The 17632-nt window shown below is 44.0% G+C and carries 16 protein-coding genes and 1 other RNA gene; 14 read left to right on the top strand and 3 right to left on the bottom strand.

Going from position 1 to position 17632, the window contains the following annotated elements:
* Positions 1-69: 69 nt before the first annotated feature.
* Positions 70-696, top strand: coding sequence for a glutathione S-transferase N-terminal domain-containing protein (locus BP27_RS0102870; RefSeq protein WP_027850266.1), 627 nt, complete (start codon positions 70-72; stop codon positions 694-696).
* A 12-nt stretch (positions 697-708) separates the two neighbouring features.
* Positions 709-1146 (top strand): ClpXP protease specificity-enhancing factor, encoded by a 438-nt coding sequence (locus tag BP27_RS0102865; protein WP_027850265.1) that lies wholly within the window; start codon positions 709-711, stop codon positions 1144-1146.
* Between the two features lie 32 nt (positions 1147-1178).
* Here the strand turns inward: BP27_RS0102865 and BP27_RS0102860 are convergent, their stop codons facing one another.
* Genes BP27_RS0102860 through BP27_RS16640 form a run of 3 tightly spaced genes read right to left on the bottom strand, consistent with a single transcriptional unit; the run spans position 1179 to position 4068 of the window.
* Complete coding sequence (locus tag BP27_RS0102860) at positions 1179-1769, bottom strand: phosphoheptose isomerase (protein ID WP_027850264.1); 591 nt, start codon at positions 1767-1769, stop codon at positions 1179-1181.
* A 33-nt stretch (positions 1770-1802) separates the two neighbouring features.
* Positions 1803-2168: a YraN family protein gene (locus tag BP27_RS0102855; RefSeq protein ID WP_027850263.1), complete on the bottom strand. Its 366-nt coding sequence runs from the start codon at positions 2166-2168 to the stop codon at positions 1803-1805.
* A gap of 4 nt (positions 2169-2172) precedes the next feature.
* Positions 2173-4068: a penicillin-binding protein activator gene (locus BP27_RS16640; RefSeq protein WP_051610193.1), complete on the bottom strand. Its 1896-nt coding sequence runs from the start codon at positions 4066-4068 to the stop codon at positions 2173-2175.
* Between BP27_RS16640 and rsmI the strand changes: the two genes are divergently transcribed.
* From rsmI to murC, 12 genes are all read left to right on the top strand, one after another.
* Positions 4067-4987, top strand: a complete 921-nt coding sequence (gene rsmI, locus BP27_RS0102845; protein WP_084324484.1) for a 16S rRNA (cytidine(1402)-2'-O)-methyltransferase — start codon at positions 4067-4069, stop codon at positions 4985-4987. The two genes, BP27_RS16640 and rsmI, sit on opposite strands and share 2 nt — an antisense overlap.
* A gap of 61 nt (positions 4988-5048) precedes the next feature.
* Positions 5049-5426: RNase P RNA component class A (gene rnpB, locus BP27_RS16650), an RNA gene on the top strand.
* Between the two features lie 42 nt (positions 5427-5468).
* The gene (gene rsmH, locus BP27_RS0102840; protein WP_027850261.1) at positions 5469-6431 is read left to right on the top strand and encodes a 16S rRNA (cytosine(1402)-N(4))-methyltransferase RsmH; all 963 of its coding nucleotides are present in this window, start codon (positions 5469-5471) and stop codon (positions 6429-6431) included.
* 10 nt (positions 6432-6441) lie between these two features.
* Entirely contained in the window at positions 6442-6774 is a 333-nt protein-coding gene (ftsL, locus tag BP27_RS0102835) for a cell division protein FtsL (protein WP_027850260.1), read from the top strand.
* The gene (locus tag BP27_RS14970; protein ID WP_036239195.1) at positions 6771-8459 is read left to right on the top strand and encodes a peptidoglycan D,D-transpeptidase FtsI family protein; all 1689 of its coding nucleotides are present in this window, start codon (positions 6771-6773) and stop codon (positions 8457-8459) included. Before ftsL ends, BP27_RS14970 begins: the two co-directional genes overlap by 4 nt.
* The gene (locus BP27_RS14965) at positions 8456-10042 is read left to right on the top strand and encodes a UDP-N-acetylmuramoyl-L-alanyl-D-glutamate--2,6-diaminopimelate ligase (protein WP_051610190.1); all 1587 of its coding nucleotides are present in this window, start codon (positions 8456-8458) and stop codon (positions 10040-10042) included. The genes BP27_RS14970 and BP27_RS14965 overlap by 4 nt, the downstream gene beginning before the upstream one ends.
* Positions 10039-11397: a UDP-N-acetylmuramoyl-tripeptide--D-alanyl-D-alanine ligase gene (locus tag BP27_RS0102820; RefSeq protein WP_027850259.1), complete on the top strand. Its 1359-nt coding sequence runs from the start codon at positions 10039-10041 to the stop codon at positions 11395-11397. Before BP27_RS14965 ends, BP27_RS0102820 begins: the two co-directional genes overlap by 4 nt.
* Positions 11398-11469: 72 nt before the next feature.
* The gene (mraY, locus tag BP27_RS0102815) at positions 11470-12552 is read left to right on the top strand and encodes a phospho-N-acetylmuramoyl-pentapeptide-transferase (protein ID WP_027850258.1); all 1083 of its coding nucleotides are present in this window, start codon (positions 11470-11472) and stop codon (positions 12550-12552) included.
* A gap of 15 nt (positions 12553-12567) precedes the next feature.
* On the top strand, positions 12568-13923 hold the full coding sequence (murD, locus tag BP27_RS0102810; RefSeq protein ID WP_027850257.1) for a UDP-N-acetylmuramoyl-L-alanine--D-glutamate ligase: 1356 nt from the start codon (positions 12568-12570) through the stop codon (positions 13921-13923).
* The gene (gene ftsW, locus BP27_RS0102805; protein ID WP_245597803.1) at positions 13899-15104 is read left to right on the top strand and encodes a putative lipid II flippase FtsW; all 1206 of its coding nucleotides are present in this window, start codon (positions 13899-13901) and stop codon (positions 15102-15104) included. The genes murD and ftsW overlap by 25 nt, the downstream gene beginning before the upstream one ends.
* The gene (gene murG, locus BP27_RS0102800; protein WP_027850255.1) at positions 15097-16194 is read left to right on the top strand and encodes an undecaprenyldiphospho-muramoylpentapeptide beta-N-acetylglucosaminyltransferase; all 1098 of its coding nucleotides are present in this window, start codon (positions 15097-15099) and stop codon (positions 16192-16194) included. Before ftsW ends, murG begins: the two co-directional genes overlap by 8 nt.
* Entirely contained in the window at positions 16191-17630 is a 1440-nt protein-coding gene (gene murC / locus BP27_RS0102795) for a UDP-N-acetylmuramate--L-alanine ligase (protein WP_027850254.1), read from the top strand. Before murG ends, murC begins: the two co-directional genes overlap by 4 nt.
* Positions 17631-17632 lie beyond the last annotated feature (2 nt).

Genomic DNA, 17632 nt, shown 5'->3' with positions numbered 1-17632 from the left:
TGCGCCTTTTGCTATTTTAGGCCTAAAAGCGTTATAGTAGTTGGCTGAATGTATAATGAGGAATTATTAATGAGCGTTGCTACCAAGCGTTCTTCCATGACCTTTTTTTCCGATAGTGATGATCACTACAGCCACCGTGTACGTGTAGTCCTTGCTGAAAAAGGCGTTACTTTCGATTTATTAGATATCGATCCTAACAAGAAGCCGGAAGAGTTAGCAGATCTTAACCCCTATAATAGTCTGCCTACCTTGCTCGATAGAGACTTAGTTCTTTATGAATCTAAGGTAATGATGGAATATTTAGATGAGCGGTTTCCCCACCCTCCTTTGCTACCTGTATTTCCTGTTGCGCGTGCTCAAAGTCGTCTTTGGGTCTATCGCATTGAAAAAGAATGGAGTCCTTTGGTTGAGCAGTTAACCAATGAACCTACAGGTAAGAAAGCCGACAAAGCACGTAAAGAACTACGTGAGAGCATTATTGGTGTTGCACCTATTTTTGCTGACCGTCCTTTCTTTATGAGTGATGAGTTTAGTTTGGTGGATTGCTGTGTACTTCCTATCTTGTGGCGTCTAAAGCACTTAGGTATTGAGTTACCAGAAAAGCAGGTTAAACCTTTGCTAGATTATATGGAACGTTGTTTCAATCGTGATGGGTTTATTGATAGCCTGTCTGAAGTTGAACGAGAAATGCGTTAATAGGGAATTCTTATGTCTACATCTAGCCGTCCTTATTTATTGAGAGCCATTTATGAATGGTTATTAGATAATAACTTAACCCCCCATATTGTTATTGCTACAGATATGCCGGGCGTTGAAGTACCTTCCTCTCAAACTGAGCAAGGACAGCTAGTTTTGAATATCTCTCCTGATGCTTGCCGTGACCTTATAATGGGTAACCAAGAGGTAACCTTTGGCACGCGTTTTTCAGGTACCCCTAGGCAAATACGTTCTCCGCTAAATGCCATTATGGCCATTTATGCACGAGAAAATGGTCAGGGAATGGTTTTTGGTCAAGAACCCCAGTTAGAAGGTTTAGAACCTAGCTCAGCTGAAGTGCCTGAAGCCGATTTAACCAAAGCTTCAGACACTAAATCAACTAAGCAGTCTTCTAGTAAAAAAGTATCTCACCTAAGAATAGTTAAATAATACTAGTGGTTAACTAAGCCGCTAGCTAAATTTTAATGACCGCCAAAAAGCTGTTCATCAATTAAGTCACACAAGCAATGAATGACTAGCAGGTGAACTTCTTGAATGCGTGCCGTTACCCTAGATGGAACTCTAATCTCGCAATCTTCTGAGCTTAACAGAGCAGCCATATTGCCACCGTCTTTACCTGTTAAAGCAACAACCCGCATATCACGCTCATGAGCAGCTTGAATGGCCTGAATGACGTTAGCTGAGTTACCGCTGGTCGATATGGCTAGTAAAATATCACCAGGCTGGCCTAAAGCTCTTATTTGTTTTGAGAAGATTTCATTGTAGCTATAGTCGTTGGCAATAGAAGTAATGGTGGAAGTATCTGTACTTAAAGCCATGGCTGGTAAGCTGGGTCTTTCTCGTTCAAAGCGATTAAGCATTTCTGATGAAAAGTGTTGTGCATCGCCTGCAGAACCGCCATTACCACAACTAAGCACCTTGCCATCATTCAAAATAGCTTCAACCATCATACGGCTGGCATGTTCAATTAACTCTGGTAAAACTTGGCTAGCTTGCGCTTTAGTATCTATGCTGGCATGAAAGTGCTGCAGGATACGATCATTAAAACTCATGTTAACTCCTAATTAAATTGATGCTAACAGCCATTAAAAGGCATTTTTTATCCACTGCTCACAGATTAACTGTTGATGAGTATCTAGGGTCATAGCTATTACATCAAAGCGACAGGCGGGTGGGTTTTTCCAACGTCCTAGATAATAGTTGGCCGCCCTTTGTAATTTTTGTTGTTTGGCAGGGGTCACGCTTGCTAAAGCCCCACCAAAGTGCTGGTTTTTTCTAAACCTAACCTCTACAAACACCAATTCTTCGTTATCTTTAAATATAAGGTCTAGTTCGCCTGTTTTACAACTAAAGTTACGTTCAACTAGGCTAAGCCCTGCTTGTTGAAGCATCAGTGCTGCTGCATCTTCTGCAGCTTGTCCTATTATTTGTTTAGGTGTTTTTTCAGGCATAAGCTTAGTCTCTAGTTAACTGGTCAACTAGCTGTTCTTGTTTCTCAAAAGCATTAGCTGCTAGTGGTTCAACGCGACCATTATTAAATTGCGCCCACTGTAATTTACGCAGAATACGCCGATCAGTATGGCTTAAACGACCGGTTGCACCATCTATTTGGCTTTCTGGCAGTGCGTTCAGTAGTGGCATACGTTGAGCTAGTAGGTAGGCATCGGCGCCCATTGCATAAAGACGGCCGTAACGGCTAATGTTCTCTGGCCAGGTTGCTCTTATCGTTTTTTCTAAAAGATTGTCTGCCTGTAAGTACCAGGGTATATCGCAAAAGGCGATACCATTCATGTCTTTGTCTTGGCTAGGGTTGCTGTTGCCTGTATAAACTGAAGAAGTGGCTAGCACGGGTAGGTTAGCTGCCATTAAAAAACTTAATGCAGGTTTTATTTGCCTAGCGGTTGCTGTAGTGGCATGCAGAAAGAGAAAATCACTGTCTTCCCTTGGACGAGGTGCAAAGTGAGGGCGCTGACCTAAAAGGCGAGTTAAGCGCTGATGTCTTTGCTGACTTAACTGCACTTCAAGCAATTCACGTAAAGATTTATCGAGTGTTAAAGAGCCACCGTATTGGCGTGAGTGAGTCACCTCGCCTCCAAGCTTTTCCCAAGCAAGAACAAAGCTATCTTTAACTCGAGTTCCCCAGCTGTTTTCAGGGGTGAGCACTAAGGCACGACGAAAGCCGCTTTGCCAAGCTTTTAAAGCAACCTGTTCGGCTTCATTTTCAGCTGAAAGGCCAAACTGATAAAGGCTTTTATTGCGAAAGTTAAGGTTATTACCATAATTTAAGGCCAAGGTAGGTAGCGGTAAGCTAGAGCGATTTTCGATTAAGCTAACGTTAGCTTTAGCCAAGGGCCCAATAACAACTTCTACTCCGGCTTCTATGGCTTGTGAGTAGAGTTTGTCGATAGAGTTACCTTGAGTATTAAAGAAAGTTAATCTTGGTGTTGGATAGCCATTTTTAAGGCTGGCTAATTGCCGAGCGATTAACGCATCCCTCAACACCTCGGCTGCATCAGCTAAAGGCCCTGTTTCGGGGAGAAAAACACCCAGATGTTGCACCTGCTCCTTGCTGAGCTTTACAAGCAACTGCATTTCTTTCGGCATAAAGGTTTGAGCCGGGTGGCGAGGCCAAGTTGTATGCCATTGATTTAATCGAGTAACAAAAAGTTCAGGGTGGTCGATCACTGTGCGTTTAACCAGAGCCAAGTCTATCCAGCCACCTAAGAGAGTTTGTTTTTCTTGCTTTTGTAAAGTAACCAGTGATTCAGTACTGATTTGTTGCATAGTTTCCCATAAGGTTTTATAGGTAACTTCTTGCTGTTGTTTATTTAAAGCTGTTGCCGCTTGATTGTGGCGATTTTTTAATGCATTGCTATAAAAACCCGTGAGTAAAAAAGCATCGGCACGGTAACCAAATAGTAGGTATTGTTGTTGGCGGTTAAGGTTAGTCAGTTCTTGACTAAAATGTTGAATGAGTCGTAAAGCTTGCCAGCCATTTTCTAAGGCTAAGCTATTGGTTGCAGCAACTTCTAATGCTTGCCAATGGTACTTTTTGGGTAATAAAGATAGCTGTAAGGATTGCAGCAGGCTCAAGCTTTCCTGATACCTTTGCTGCTGTGTTAAGATGCTGGCGGCATCTAGCTTAACTAGCTGGGACTCAACCTCTGGGTTGGGGTGAGCGGCTCGCTCGCTTACTGTCTCTGGCTTAGGTGGTGCTTCAGTCACTTTTCCTGAGCAGCCTGCAAGCAATAAGAGCAACAGGCATAAAAGACCTAGGCGATAGAGTTTGAGTTGCCTAAGATAAGGCTGATAGGCTGATAATTTTAATACCACTCTGGTTGATCCTTTCATGACCCGTAAAACTCCAGTAATTGAGTCAGCTAACCTACAGGCTGATAATTTACCTTCTATTAACGCAGCAGAGCATAGCAAAAAAAATGCTGCTTTGTATGTTGTTGCAACACCGATAGGTAATTTAGAAGACATCACTTCTAGGGCGTTAGTTATTCTACAGCAGGTAGATTTAATTGCAGCAGAAGATACTCGCCATAGTCGTCGCCTCTTAGAGCATTTTCAAATTAAAAATCGGTTAGTTTCTCTGCATGACCATAATGAAGGCGCAAGAGCAGAGCAGGTAATTGACTTATTAGCTAAGGGTGAGTCAGTCGCACTTATTTCTGATGCAGGCACCCCCCTAATATCTGACCCAGGTTATTCCTTAGTTGCCAAGGTTAGAGAAGCTGGTTATCAAGTATTGCCTATTCCAGGTGTCAGTGCCTTAATTGCTGCTTTAAGTGTTGCTGGCTTGCCTACCGATCGTTTTTTCTTTGCTGGTTTTTTACCCGCTAAAGCACAAGCCCGTACTCAAGCGCTAGAAGGTTTGGCTCATCAAGAAGGTACGCTAATATTTTATGAGTCACCTCATCGTTTGTTAGTAAGCTTACAAGCGATGATTTCGGTGTTAGGTGGAGCTAGACAAGCTTGCATCGCAAGGGAAATTACTAAGCATTTTGAAACATTTTTAACAGCAAGCTTAGATGAGTTGCTTGAGCAGGTGACCAATGACCCTAATCAGCAAAAAGGTGAATTTGTTCTTTTAATTGAAGGCTTTTCGGGTCAGCAACCAAAAGAGGCTTGGCAAGAAGCTTGTCGTTGGATGCAAGAGTTAAAAGATGTTATGCCACCCTCTAAAGCCAGTGCTTTAGTGGCGCGTATGACGGGAGTTAAGAAAAAAGATTTATACCAGTGGGTACTGGAGGCTAGTGAATAATTGTTGCTAGTTATTAGTAAAGCTTGAGTGCTGACGGGTTTGTCTATATCCTTTTGCGGCGGAAGTCGGCTGGACAGTCGCCGCTACTCTTTAGTCTAAGCGTTGAAGGTAGGGGAGGAAAGTCCGGGCTCCACAGGGCAAGGTGCCAGGTAATGCCTGGGAGGCGTAAGCCTACGGAAAGTGCCGCAGAGAAGATACCGCCGATGGATGCTTTCTTCGGAAGGTTTCACAGGTAAGGGTGAAAAGGTGCGGTAAGAGCGCACCGCGCGGGTGGCAACATGCCGCGGCAAGGTAAACCCCACTTGGAGCAAGACCAAATAGGAATCCATTAGGCGTGGCCCGCGCTGGATTCGGGTAGGTCGCTTGAGCCTTGGAGCGATTCAAGGCCTAGAGGAATGACTGTTCACGACAGAACCCGGCTTATAGGCTGGCTTCCGCACCTTATTATTCTAATGTAATTTTGCCTTTCTTTGAGTTCAATATGTCTACAAATACGCTAGCGGATGCACCTGATCAGCATTTGACTGTACTGCTAGAGGAAGCCGTTGCTGCCTTGGTGACTAACCCTGACGGTTGTTATGTCGATGGCACCTTTGGTCGAGGGGGCCATAGCCGCCATCTATTAAGCCAATTGGCCGCTAAAGGGCAGCTAATGGGCATAGATAAAGACCCACGAGCCTTAGAAACAGCTGCAGAATTAGCCAAAGAAGATGAGCGTTTTACTATTTGTCATGGTTCTTTTATTCAACTAGCAGAGTTTTTAAAAGAAAAAGGTTGGACTGGTGTTAATGGCATTCTTTTAGATTTAGGTGTTTCTTCACCGCAATTAGACGATGCCAGTCGCGGTTTTAGCTTTATGAAAGATGGCCCACTCGATATGCGCATGGATACTAGCCGTGGTTTAAGTGCTGCAGAATGGTTAGCTAAAGCTACGGAAGTTGAAATTAGCGATGTGCTTTATCATCTAGGTGAAGAGCGCCACTCTCGTCGTATGGCTCGTGCATTAGTTAAAGCCCGTCAAGAAGAACCCATTACTCGCACTAGCCAGTTAGCAGAAATTGTTAAGGCTGCTAATCCTAGTTGGGAAAAACATAAGCACCCTGCTACTCGCGCTTTCCAAGCCATACGCATTCATATCAATCGTGAGCTAGATGATTTAAAAGATCTGCTAGATCAAGCGATGGATTTATTATTACCCGGTGGCCGCTTAGTAGTGATTAGTTTCCATTCACTAGAAGATCGTATAGTGAAGCGTTTTATGCGTGATGCAGCAAGAGGCGATGCCCATTTGCCACCTGATATGCCTTTCCGTCAAGATCAACTCAACATTACCTTAAAGCTGGTTGGTAAAGCAGTAAAACCTACCGCAGAAGAAATTGCACACAATCCTCGTTCACGCAGTGCAGTTATGCGGGTAGCCGAAAAACTTAATAAGGAAAATTAAGTGAGGCAAAATGCTCTTTTCTACGCTCAATAACTATTATCAACTCATTAAACAAGCTAAGCCCCTAGTTAAACGCTACTGGTTTTTATTGGTATTAGCTTTGTGTTTGCTGGTAAGCGCACATTTACTTATTCAGGTTACCCATCAATCAAGAAATCAGCATGTTCGTTTGCAAACTTTAGAGGGTGAAAGGGATGCTTTGCAGGTGGAATGGGGTCGTTTATTGCTGGAAGAAAGTGCCTTGGTTTCCCCTGTGCGCTTAGAGCAATTAGCCCGTCAAAAGTTAGAGCTGCACCTTCCTGAGGGTGATGACTTGCAAATTAAGCGAGTGACTCAGCCATGAGCGAACTTCCTGCTTCTCCATTACGCTTACGTTTAGTTGCTCTTCTGCTGATTCCTCTCCTGCTGTTACTTATCGGTCGAATGGTTCACCTGCACTTGTTAGAAAGAGACTTTCTTAAGCGTCAAGGTGATGTGCGCACCTTACGAGTTGAGCCTCTTCCTGCGTTACGAGGCATGATTACTGATAGGCATGGTGAGCCGTTAGCAGTCAGTTCGCCTGTTGCCACTCTATGGGCAGACCCTAGTCGATTGCCGCAAGATGGTGCGCTGCTTAATGCTTTAGCTAAAGCTTTAGGTGAAACGCCGCTAGACTTTTTTACACGCCTTAATCGTTATGCTGACCGTGAGTTTATTTACTTAAAACGCCAAGTGACCCCAGACCTAGCTGAAGCCGTTATGTCGCTTAAAATTCCTGGTGTGTATGTGGAGGATGAATATAAGCGTTATTACCCAGCAGGCGAGGTGGCAGCGCATTTGGTTGGTTTTACTAACGTAGACGAGCAGGGGCAAGAAGGCTTAGAGCTTTCTTGGGATCATTGGCTTAAAGCTACTCCAGGTAAAAAGCGTGTTTTAAAAGATTTAAAAGGTCGTATTGTGCGTAACTTGGCGGTTTTACAAGCAGCGCACCCTGGGCAAAATTTAACCCTAAGCTTAGATTTACGATTACAGTATTTAGCTTATCGTGAATTAAAAGCCGTTGTAGATCAGCATAAGGCTGTGTCGGGTAGCATTATATTGCTTGATGCGCGCAATGGGGAGGTTTTGGCTATGGTGAATCAACCAGCCTTTAACCCCAATAACCGTAGCTATTTAGACTTATCGCGTTTAAGAAATCGTGCTCTAGTTGATATGTTCGAGCCAGGCTCGGTCATTAAACCTTTAAGTGTTGCGGTTGCACTTCAGTCAGGTCAATTCAAAACAGATCAGGTAATTGACACTTCCCCAGGTAGGCTACATTTAGCAGGGCAGACTATTCGCGACTTTCGTGATTACGGCGCATTAACACCTGAAGGTATTATTGTTCACTCCAGTAACGTGGGTGTAGCACGTATGATATTAGACCTACCAGAAACTCTGCTAGTGGATTACTACAGCAAACTAGGTTTTGGTCGGCCTACAGGTACAGGCTTTCCTGGTGAAGCATCAGGTGTTCTACCAGGTGGTTTTGGAATCAGTAAAATAACCCGCGCTACTCTGTCTTATGGCTATGGTTTATCTATGACTTTAGGTCAACTAGCTCAAGCCTATATGGTGTTAGCTGACCAGGGTCGTTTGCACCCATTATCTTTGCTAAAGGTCAATAAACCTGTGACCAGTCAGATCTTTGACCCACAAGTGGTTGCTGAAGTTTTAAAAATGATGGAAAAGGTAGTTCAGCCAGGTGGAACAGGTACACGCGCCGCTATTAAAGGTTATCGGGTGGCAGGTAAAACAGGTACGGTGCATAAGATAGGTAGCGATGGTTATCAATCGGGTGATTACATAGCTACTTTTGCTGGCATTGCGCCTGCAAGTGATCCGCGTTTAGTCGCAGTTGTTATTATAGATAGTCCAGATGGGCTAGAATATTTTGGTGGTGAGGTGGCCGCTCCTGTTTTTAGTAGGGTGGTAGGTCATGCCTTAAGGATACTCGATGTACCACCTGATAACCCACAGCAGGTAGAGCAAGAGGTAGGTGGTCAGTGAGTTTATTAAAGTTAAGTAAGCCAAGGCAACTAAAAGATTGGTGTGTTTTATGGCCAGAGTTAGCTGAATTACTGATCAATCAACCACTGGCAGCAACCCACTTTTATCGGTTAGTACATGATAGCCGCCTAGTTGAAGAGGGTGATGTTTTTTTTGCTTTAACGGGGACTCAACAAAAAGGTTTAAGTTTTGTTGAGCAGGCCTGGCAACAAGGTGCTTTATTGGCAGTAACGGAAGGGGAGCTGGCTTTAGAAAAACACCCGCAAGGCTGGTTACTTAAGCTGCCTGACTTGGCTAAAAAGTTAGGCTCTTTGCTGGCACTAACTACCCAAGCACCTTTGCAAACCATAAAAACTCAAGCCATTACCGGTACCAATGGTAAGTCTTCAGTAGCGCATTATTTATGTCAGGTTTGGCAACAGCTAGGTAAACGCTGTGCCCTAGTTGGCACTTTAGGTACGGGTGAACTCAATCAATTAGAAACAGCAACACATACCACACCAGACTTATTTCAATTACACCAGCTTTATGCTGACTGGGCTGCAAAAGGTATTCAGCAGGTGGCTCTTGAAGCTTCCTCTCATGCGCTAGATCAAGGGCGTTTAGCTGGTTTATTTATGACCAGTGCGGTTTTTACTAACCTTAGCCGTGACCACCTAGACTACCACGGTAGCTTAGAAGCTTATGCCAGTGCTAAACAGCAGCTTTTTTTACGTCCAGAGTTAGAGGTGGCTGTATTAAACCTTGATGATGCATTGGGTAGGCAGTGGCTGGCTAATCTGCAAGATCAAGCTTATTCACCCAAACAGTTAATAGGTTACAGTCTTAAACCTACTTTAGCTTCCCCGAGCAATTTAACTTCTATTCAAGTGCTTGAAGCCAGCTATACCCTTGCGGGCATTAAAGCCAAGCTTATATATCAGCAAGAAACTTGGGATTTAAGTCTGCCTCTTTTAGGTGCATTTAACCTAGCCAATGGTTTAGCCGTTATGGCGGCTATGTTGGCTGAGGGCGTTGCTATGCCAGCTTTACTCAAAGCAATGCAAGCATTAAAGCCTGTGCCCGGGCGTATGCAACCCATCAAGCTGAGTGTTAACAATGGCTTGGCCTTACCGCAAGTGGTTGTCGATTATGCTCATACTCCAGATGCCTTAGAACAAGCCCTGTTAGCTCTAAGGCAGCATTGCGATGGAAAGCTTTGGTGTCTAGTCGGCTGTGGGGGTAACCGTGATGCAGGTAAACGCTATTTAATGGGTGAGGTGGCAAAGCGCTTGGCTGACAAGGTTGTTGTAACTGATGATAACCCTCGTAATGAAGACCCAGCGGCTATTCGTCAGGCAATTTTAAGCAAGGCGGGAGCGGCCGCTATAGAAGTGGCGGGTCGACACGAAGCAATTCAGCAGGTGATTAACCAAGCTGCAACCAATGATTGGATATTAATTGCTGGTAAGGGGCACGAAACTTGGCAGGAAATTGCAGGTGTGCGATTAGATTTTAATGATGCTGAAGAAGCAATGACAGCTTTACAGCTAAGGGCTGCAACCCCTACCGAGGCAGTTGCAAGCCTGAGTCTTCAGCCATGATACAGAGCCTTGATCTACATACTTTAGCTACTTGTGTGGCGGGTGAGCTAAAAACCACGAGTGATCAAAAGGTTAATCACTTATCTATTGATGCGCGTCAAGTCGTTAGTGGGAGTTTATTTGCAGCCTTAGTTGGTGAGCGAGTGGATGGGCATGATTTTTTAGATCAAGCCAAACAAAATCAAGCCAGTGCTGCTTTGGTTGAGAGATGGCAAGCCAGTAGTTTGCCTCAAGTGAAAGTGGCTTCCGTAACAAAAGCTTTGGGAGACTTGGCTAGGTATAACCGCCAGATGTTTACTGGTCCTTTGGTTGCTGTTACAGGCAATAGTGGAAAAACTAGTGTTAAAGAAATTTTGGCTGCTATTTTAAGTGCTCATTTTGGTGAAGTGCTGGCGACTCAGGGTAATTTGAATAATGAGTTGGGTGTACCCTTAACGCTCACCCGGTTAGAAGCAACCCACAAAGCGGCTGTAGTGGAGTTGGGCGCTAATCACTTAGGTGAAATAAGTAAGCTAGCTAAGATGACCCAACCAGATTTAGCCATTATTACCAATGTCACTGGAGCACACCTAGGTGAGTTTGGTAGTTTGCAAGCCATAGCTCAGGCAAAAGCTGAGTTAATAGAAGCAACTGACCCCAAGGGATGTTTAGTGCTAAATGCTGATGATGAGTTTTATGACTTTTGGCGAGAGCAAGCTAAACAGAAGGTTATTAGTTTCGGTTTTTCACAAGCCCAGGTTAGCGCTAGTCAGCTTAGCTTTAACAAGCAAGGTGGCTCAGAATTTTACTTGGTTACCCCTTGGGGAGAACAAAAGGTTAGCTTGCAGTTGTTGGGTAAGCACAATATTGCTAATGCCTTAGCTGCAATTGCGGCTGCAGGGGAGCTGGGCGTGCCGCTTAGCCTTCAGCTTGAGGTTTTGCAGAAGCTTCAGCCGGTAAAGGGGCGCTTGGCAAGGGTTGAGGCTTGGGCTGGCGCGCTCTTACTTGACGATAGTTATAATGCTAGCCCTGGTGCGGTTAAGTCAGCAATCGATTTGCTGGCAAAGCTTCCGGGGAAAAAACTCTTAGCCTTAGGTAGTTTGGCAGAGTTAGGCGCAGCAGAAGACTCTATTCATGCTGAGCTAGGGCTTTATGCTCGTTCTCAAGGCATCGATGGCTTGTTTGCTTTGCAGGGTAAAGCAAGTTTAGCGGCTGCATCTTTTGGTGAAGGGGGGCAAGTGGCCGCTGACCACCAAGCTTTAGCAGCTATTTTAAAGCCAGAGCTGAATCCAGCAACTTGTTTGCTGGTGAAAGGCTCGCGTAGCGCCAGAATGGATAAGCTGGTTGCTTTACTTAGCAAAAAAGATACAACTTAATATACTATAATAATTTTTTTCAGTTAAGGTTGTTTAACCTTAAAACTATTAACCACTAAGATGAAATAACAAATGCTGCTCTGGCTTACTCAATACCTATCACAATTTAGCGCAATCTTCGACGTATTCAACTACCTAACCCTACGCAGCATCTTAGGTATTCTTACTTCCTTAGTTTTTTCTTTGTTGTTTGGTCCTTGGATGATTAGACGCTTAACTGAGCGACAGATAGGTCAAGCAGTAAGAAGTGACGGCCCTCAGTCACACCTTTCTAAAGCGGGAACACCCACTATGGGTGGCGCACTTATTCTACTGTCTATAGCGCTGAGTACTCTGCTTTGGTCAGATTTAACTAATCGCTTTGTGTGGCTAGTTTTAATCGTAACCTTAAGCTTTGGTGCCATAGGTTGGGTAGATGATTGGCGAAAAGTTGTAGAGAAAAATCCTCGTGGGCTGCCAGCTAAATGGAAATACCTTTGGCAATCAGTTATAGGCTTTATTGCTGCTTATGTATTATTTCAAACTGCTGGAGTTCCAGCAGAAACACAGCTGATATTTCCCTTCTTTAAAGGTGTTGTACTAGAGTTGGGCGTCTTCTTTATTTTACTAGCCTACTTGGTAATTGTTGGCTCTAGCAATGCGGTTAATTTAACCGATGGATTAGATGGTTTAGCTATTTTACCTACCGTAATGGTGGCAGGAGCTTTGGGCATTTTTGCTTATGCTAGTGGGAATGTTAAATTTGCCAACTATCTTCTCATTCCCTTTATACCGGGTTCAGGTGAGCTAGTGGTTTTTTGTACTGCTATTATTGGTGCCGGTTTAGGTTTTTTGTGGTTTAACACCTATCCAGCTCAAGTCTTTATGGGAGATGTGGGCGCTTTAGCTTTAGGCGCAGCCTTGGGTGTTGTTGCTGTGATAGTGCGCCAAGAAATTGTCTTATTCATTATGGGCGGTGTTTTTGTTATTGAAACCTTGTCGGTTATTATTCAAGTGGCTTCTTTTAAAATGACCGGCAAAAGAGTCTTTCGCATGGCACCTATACATCACCATTTTGAATTGAAAGGCTGGCCAGAGCCTCGAGTTATAGTACGCTTTTGGATTATTACTGTAGTGCTAGTATTGATTGGTTTATCGACTTTAAAATTACGTTAAATGGATTTATAGCTTATGAATTCTGCTTACCAAAACAAGGATGATTACCTAATCATTGGCCTAGGAAAAACAGGGCTTTCTATCGCAAGGTTTTTAACTGCTAAAGGCAAGCCTTTCTCTATTGCCGACACTAGGGTTAATCCCCCCGGACTAGAAGCTTTTAGGCAAGACTGGCCAGATGTATCTATTTGGTTAGGCCCTTTAGATGTAGAGCTAACCTCCTCTGTTAGCTGTCTGGTTGTGAGTCCTGGTATTAGTATTGCAGACCCAGCCATTGAAGCGGCTCAAAAACTAGGTGTGAAGGTCTTAGGTGATATTGAACTGTTTTGTCGGGAAGTAGATCAACCCATTTTGGCCATTACGGGTTCTAATGCTAAAAGCACGGTCACTAGCCTTGTTGGTGAAATGGCAACCGAGGCAGGTTTGCAAGTAGGGATTGGTGGCAATATAGGTGTGCCTGTACTCGACTTGCTTACCCAAGCAAAGCAAAACCTTTATGTGTTAGAACTGTCATCTTTTCAGCTAGAAACTACCCAGTCTTTAAATGCCTTAGGTGCAGCGTTACTTAACATTAGTGAAGATCATTTAGATCGCTACACTGGCTTAGATGATTATATCTTTGCTAAACAACGCATTTACCACCGTTGTTCGACTGCTATATACAACCGCCAAGACAGTAATACGCTACCTATTCATGGTTTAACCGCAGCTAGATTAAGCTTTGGCTTAAACACACCGAGTCAAGAAAATGAGCTAGGCTTGGGGCTGGTTGATAAACAACGCTGGTTAATGAAAGGTGAAATGCCTTTAATGCCTGCTAGTGAAGTATCTCTAGTTGGAGAGCATGGTTTAGCGAATACTCTAGCTGCTTTTGCACTTGGGTTTGCTGCTAAGCTGCCTTTGGCTGCAATGCGTTCAGCAGCAGCTAAGTTTAAAGCCTTGCCCCACCGTTGTGAGCTAGTTGCCCTGCGTAAAGGCATTGCTTTTTATAATGATTCTAAAGCTACTAACGTGGGGGCCATGCTTGCCGCAGTTAAGGGGCTGGCAACGCCAGAAGCGCCTACTTGGTTGATTTTAGGTGGTGAAGGAAAAGGGCAAGACTTCTCACCCTTGAAGTCAGCTTTAGCCAAAAATATAGCAGGTGTAGCTTTAATAGGTAGAGATGCAGCAATTATTGCTGAACATTTACCAAAAAATCTTTTACAAAAAAACTTTGTAAGCTTACCCCAAGCAGTGGCTTGGTTAGTGAGTCAGGCAAAATCAGGTGAACAAATTTTAATGTCACCCGCCTGTGCCAGCTTTGACCAGTTTAAAAGTTTTGAAGAGCGTGGTGAGGTGTTTGCGCAGTGCGTATTCGACCTACCCAGCTAAAAAGTTATCTGCCTACCTTTTCTTATGTTAAGAAGCAGTGTCGCCTACTGCATCAAAGCTCTACCCATCGATTCGATGGTTGGCTAGTTTTTAGTAGCCTTGCACTTTTAACCCTAGGTTGGCTAATGGTGAGTTCTGCATCAGTCGCAGTTGCAGAGTTTTGGACAGGTAACCCTCAACATTTTGCTATAAGGCAGGGTGTTTTTGCAGTTTTAGGTTTGCTGGCAACTTTTTTTGTAAGCCAGGTTTCTATGACGTTTAGTCAACAAAATGGGCATAGGTTTTTGTTTTTGGCTTTTGCTTTGTTAATCCTAGTATTGCTTGTAGGTAGAGAAGTTAACGGTAGTACTCGCTGGATTAATTTTGGTTTGTTTAACTTGCAAACCTCAGAAATAGCAAAAATTTGTTTTACTATTTATATGGCTAGTTATCTAACCCGCCAGCTTCAAGCTGTACGCGAAACACTCAGTGGTTTTATTAGGCCCTTATTACTCATGGTAGCCTATGGTAGTTTGCTTATCTGGCAACCAGACTTTGGAAGCCTGGTAGTGGTTATGGCGGCAGTCATGGGTATGGTTTTTTTGGCTGGCGTTAAATTTAGGCACTTCTTTTTAGTGTTAATAGCTGCTTTTGCAGCTTTAACCTTCATCGCTATTCTTGAGCCCTACCGTTTACAGCGCTTAACTACCTTTACAGACCCTTGGTCTCATCAGTTTAATTCTGGTTACCAATTAACTCAGGCGCTTATTGCTTTTGGCCGGGGCCATTGGGTGGGGCTGGGTTTAGGTAATAGTGTGCAAAAGCTTTTTTACTTACCCGAAGCTCATACTGATTTTATTTTCTCAATTATTGCTGAAGAACTGGGCTTGATAGGTGGGTTAATTACACTAGGCCTCTTTACTTTATTTATTAGCCGTATTTTTCTGATCGCTCGTCAATGTGAATTGTTGGGGCAGTTTTTTTCTGCTTACCTTTGTTATGGATTAGGAATTATATTTACCACCCAGATACTGGTTAATCTAGGTGTTAATATGGGGGTTTTGCCAACCAAAGGCTTAACCTTGCCCTTTATTAGTTACGGGGGTAGTAGCCTTATTTCAAGTGGAATAATGCTGGGTTTAATTTTTAGGGCAGATAGCGAGCGGCGTAAACTAGCTGCTTTGGAGCAGGAAGATGAGTGACACTAAGAGTCAACCAACTTTACTGATGGCAGGTGGTACAGGTGGTCACATTTTCCCTGCCTTAGCTGTTGCAAGCTTATTACAAGAGCAAGGTGAGCAGGTGGCCTGGTTGGGTAGTAGTTATAGTATGGAGTCTCAGCGTGTACCCGAAGCAGGGATTCCTTTTTATCAGCTAAGCATCACTGGTTTGCGTGGTAAGGGTTGGGCCACTCTGCTTTTAGCACCTTTTAAGCTAATGCTAAGCCTGTGGCAAGCAATTAAAATTTTACGTCAAATTAAGCCTTCACGAGTAATAGGTTTTGGTGGTTTTGCCAGTGGGCCAGGTGGTTTGGCAGCTTGGCTCTTAGGCATTCCCCTCTATGTGCATGAGCAGAATGCTTTACCCGGCATGACCAATAAAAGCTTGGCCTGGTTGGCGCGTGGTATTTTTACTGCTTTTCCTCAAGCATTTGCGGGTAATAAAAAGGTAACTTGTGTTGGTAATCCTGTACGCGCAAGCCTGTTGAATCTTCCTCCACCGACTGAGCGCTATGCAGACCGCCAAGGCCCTACTCGTATTTTAGTTGTAGGAGGCAGCCTAGGTGCGCAAATACTCAATACCAGTTTACCAGCAGCACTTAGTAGACTTGCCAAAGATAAATTACCTTTGGTTCGTCATCAGACAGGTAAAAAGCAACTAGACAGCACGCTAGCCCTTTATCAGCAAAACCCTGAAGTTGCTGAAAGGGTGCAGGTGAGTAGTTTTATTGAAGATATGGCAGAAGCCTTGGCTTGGGCTGATGTAGTTATTTGCCGTGCCGGGGCTTTAACTATTTCTGAGCTTGCTGCTGTGGGTGTTGCGTCAGTGTTAGTGCCTTTTCCCTTTGCAGTAGACGATCACCAAACGCATAATGCTTACTTTTTATCTGACAAAGAAGCGGCTTTGCTTTTTCCTCAGCCAGAATTTACTACTAACGCTTTAGTCGATCTGCTTCATCTTCATTTAGCTAATCGAGAATATTTGGCGGGCATGGCAGAGAGAGCTTTTAAGCTTGCCTCTAGAAATGCCGGTCAAGAAATGCTTAATAAAATTTTGAAGGATACCCAATGAAAGAGCTCGCCTATCAAGTACCCACGATGCGTCGAATACGACATATACACTTTGTTGGAATAGGTGGTTCTGGCATGTGTGGTATTGCCGAAGTGCTGCTTACCCAAGGTTATAAGGTGAGCGGTTCAGACTTGAAAACAGGGGCGGTAGTTGAGCGCTTAGCAGAGCTAGGTACGAAAATTTGTATTGGTCACCTAGCTGAGCATATTGAAGGCGCTGATGTTGTTGTAGTGTCTAGTGCAATAAACGAAAGTAACCCAGAAGTTAAAGCCGCCTTAGATGCCCGTATTCCAGTTGTGCGCCGTGCAGAAATGCTGGCTGAACTGATGCGCTTTCGACACGGTATTGCAGTCGCGGGCACTCACGGTAAAACCACTACCACCAGCTTAGTGGCTTCAATTTTGGCTGAGGCAGGGCAAGACCCAACGTTTGTTATTGGTGGCAGGCTCACTCAAGCAGGTACCAACGCACGTTTAGGTGAGTCGCGTTACCTAGTAGCTGAAGCTGATGAATCAGATGCATCTTTTCTTCATTTGCAGCCAGTTGTTTCTATCGTTACCAATATCGATGCAGACCATATGTCTACCTATGGTGGGGATTTTGAAAAACTCAAACAAACCTTTTTAGAGTTTATTCATAACCTTCCTTTTTATGGTTTGGCGGTAATGTGTACTGACGATGAAATAGTCACTGAAATAATGCCAAAAATTAGTCGTCCAATTATTACCTATGGCTTTAATGAGGATGCAGACTATCGAGCTATTAACTTTAAGCAGCTAGCTAGTGAGATTAGCTTTACAGTTGTACGACCAGGTGAGTTACCTTCCTTGGATATTCGTTTGAAAATACCTGGACGACACAATGTTCTTAATGCCTTAGCAGCGATAGTTGTAGCTACCGATGAAGGGGTTGATGATCAAGCCATTATTAATGGTTTGGCAGGCTTTCAAGGTGTGGGTCGTCGTTTTCAGTTAATGGGTAACTACCCAGTTGGTGAAGGTGAAGTGATGCTGGTTGATGATTATGGTCATCATCCTCGCGAAGTTGAAGCCGTCATCAACGCAGTGCGTGAGGGTTGGCCTGAGCGTCGATTAGTCATGGTTTATCAGCCGCACCGTTTTTCACGTACACGTGACCTGTATGAAGACTTTGTTAAGGTTTTATCTAGCGTTGATACACTTATTCTCCTAGATGTTTTTCCTGCAGGAGAGGCAGCTATACCCGGCGCTGATGGTCGTAGTTTAAGTGGCTCTATAAGGCAGCGTGGTAAGCTGGATCCATTGTTTTTAGATAACAATGCCGACCTAGAAAACCTACTAGCTAGTGTCATTCGTCCTGGAGACTTGTTATTAACCCAGGGTGCTGGTGATGTGGGTGGTATTGCTCAACGCCTTGCTGCAAGCAAGCTTGAGTTTGTATTAGATAATAAAAGCTAGAG

This window comes from Marinospirillum insulare DSM 21763, assembly GCF_000686905.1.
Taxonomy (GTDB): domain Bacteria; phylum Pseudomonadota; class Gammaproteobacteria; order Pseudomonadales; family Halomonadaceae; genus Marinospirillum; species Marinospirillum insulare.
Note: the sequence above shows the minus strand (reverse complement) of the source record. Positions and strands in the feature narration are given on the sequence as shown.

What these genes read in the sequence shown, in the direction of transcription:
- BP27_RS0102865 (WP_027850265.1), top strand. Translation starts at nt 709, where the DNA reads ATGTCTACATCTAGCCGTCCTTATTTATTGAGAGCCATTTATGAATGG.
- BP27_RS16640 (WP_051610193.1), bottom strand. Translation starts at nt 4,068, where the DNA reads ATGAAAGGATCAACCAGAGTGGTATTAAAATTATCAGCCTATCAGCCT.
- murD (WP_027850257.1), top strand. Translation starts at nt 12,568, where the DNA reads ATGAATTCTGCTTACCAAAACAAGGATGATTACCTAATCATTGGCCTA.
- rsmH (WP_027850261.1), top strand. Translation starts at nt 5,469, where the DNA reads ATGTCTACAAATACGCTAGCGGATGCACCTGATCAGCATTTGACTGTA.
- BP27_RS0102820 (WP_027850259.1), top strand. Translation starts at nt 10,039, where the DNA reads ATGATACAGAGCCTTGATCTACATACTTTAGCTACTTGTGTGGCGGGT.
- murG (WP_027850255.1), top strand. Translation starts at nt 15,097, where the DNA reads ATGAGTGACACTAAGAGTCAACCAACTTTACTGATGGCAGGTGGTACA.
- murC (WP_027850254.1), top strand. Translation starts at nt 16,191, where the DNA reads ATGAAAGAGCTCGCCTATCAAGTACCCACGATGCGTCGAATACGACAT.
- rsmI (WP_084324484.1), top strand. Translation starts at nt 4,067, where the DNA reads ATGACCCGTAAAACTCCAGTAATTGAGTCAGCTAACCTACAGGCTGAT.
- mraY (WP_027850258.1), top strand. Translation starts at nt 11,470, where the DNA reads ATGCTGCTCTGGCTTACTCAATACCTATCACAATTTAGCGCAATCTTC.
- BP27_RS0102855 (WP_027850263.1), bottom strand. Translation starts at nt 2,168, where the DNA reads ATGCCTGAAAAAACACCTAAACAAATAATAGGACAAGCTGCAGAAGAT.
- BP27_RS0102870 (WP_027850266.1), top strand. Translation starts at nt 70, where the DNA reads ATGAGCGTTGCTACCAAGCGTTCTTCCATGACCTTTTTTTCCGATAGT.
- BP27_RS0102860 (WP_027850264.1), bottom strand. Translation starts at nt 1,769, where the DNA reads ATGAGTTTTAATGATCGTATCCTGCAGCACTTTCATGCCAGCATAGAT.
- BP27_RS14970 (WP_036239195.1), top strand. Translation starts at nt 6,771, where the DNA reads ATGAGCGAACTTCCTGCTTCTCCATTACGCTTACGTTTAGTTGCTCTT.
- ftsL (WP_027850260.1), top strand. Translation starts at nt 6,442, where the DNA reads ATGCTCTTTTCTACGCTCAATAACTATTATCAACTCATTAAACAAGCT.